At 36.3% G+C, this 1,664-nt stretch carries 1 pseudogene; it reads right to left on the minus strand.

The features are described 5' to 3' along the window. A pseudogene (locus tag AADI82_RS15115) lies at window positions 1-1,664 on the minus strand (hypothetical protein); the annotation flags it as partial.

The raw sequence follows: 1,664 nt of genomic DNA on the forward strand, positions 1-1,664 counted from the left end.
GTACCCAAATACGATGCATTTAACATGACGTTAAACGTTTTAGTGCTTTGTTTTCCTTTTTCTGGCAAATCAAAATAAAAGTTTACCCGGTCGTCTCTAATATCTGTAAATCTAGCTTGACTTGTTGTTGCGCTACCAAAATCTGTAAATCTGGTATTTACAATTTCCCACCCTGATGGAAAAATCTGTGTTAAAGCCACATCGTTTACACGTTCATTTTTTAAATTGCTAACGCTAACAGTTACTACAAAATCTTGCCCTTGTTGTAGTTTTGATACATCTATTTTATTGCCTTTTAAATCTTTGTAAGTGTACGATACACTTAATCCGCGTTGTTCGGCAAGTTCTTCACCTAATGGTAATTTCCCTGAATTTAAAACACGAACATAAACCACATTGTCTTTTTGGTTTGTAAACGATACAGAATTTGCACCATCATTTACTTGTAACTCACGTTGTGCAATGGCACTTTTGGTGTCTATACTTTCAGTTTTTCCATTAATGGAGTAATTTACTTTTAAGGCTTTACCACCATTAGCATTTACCATTTTCGCCATAGCCAATAAACTATAAGCTGTAGTTTGTGTACTCATCCAACGGTTGCTCGATAAATCTTTGGCAATATATTCAGCGAGTTCTCGCGTTTTCGGGTTTTTAGTAAGCACCATAGTTTCTAAAGCCATAGCACGATTTCTGTCTCTAGAGCCGTATGTGTAATAATTATACTTAACAGGTTTAAACTCGATGTTTGCAGATTGCGAAATGTTGTCGCTCGCTTCTTTTTGTCCTGCCAATGCATAAGCTGCGGCTAATCGCCATTTGGCTTCGTTTGAAATTTCACTAAACTCCCGTAACCTATTCATACTTGCTAAATCTGGACTTCCAGCTAAAGCTAAAGTATATAATCTGTAAGCTTGAGCTAAATCGGAATTGTAAGTTCTATAACTTGGTCGCCAATTGCTGGCTGCTTGTTTTTGGTAGGCAACCCAATTGCTTTTAAATGTTAATGGCAGTATATAACCCTTCTTTTCGGCTTCAATTAAAAAATGACCCGCGTAACTGGTGCCCCAATCGTTTGCTGTGTTTTCTCCCATCCAATAACTCATACCGCCATTTGGTCTTTGAAAATGCCCGAGTCGTTTAATACCGTTTTCAATATTATTTTGAATAGCTTGTTTTTTCTTGTGTGTTAAATCGAAAATATCACCTAAAAATAACTGCGGAAATACGCTCGATGTGGTTTGCTCTACACAACCATGTGGATACTGAATTAAATATTGTAATCGTCGTGAAAAATCCATAGGTGGTAATGTTGAAAATTCTAAAGTAGCCGAATTGGTGCCAACGACACCAAAGGTTGAAAATGATAAATTTTCAGTAGTATTTGCAGCTAATGTTTTATCAATGGCTTTTGATGTGATAGGATTAGGGTTAACCACATCTAATTCCACTTTGTAAGTCGATTTTTCACCATTTCCAGAAGCAATGACTTCAACGGTATTTATGCCTTTTGCTTTGCTTACATCAAGCTCAAAATACGTCATTTGTTCGTCAGGTTTCGCAAAGCTTAAAGCTTTTGAATTTTCACCAACAATCGAAATGCCATCACTTAGTTTTAAGCTAATATTCACGTTTTTCACTTTAGGTTCCATCGCAAAAACAGT

This window comes from uncultured Wocania sp. (genome assembly GCF_964021735.1).
Lineage (GTDB): Bacteria > Bacteroidota > Bacteroidia > Flavobacteriales > Flavobacteriaceae > Wocania_A.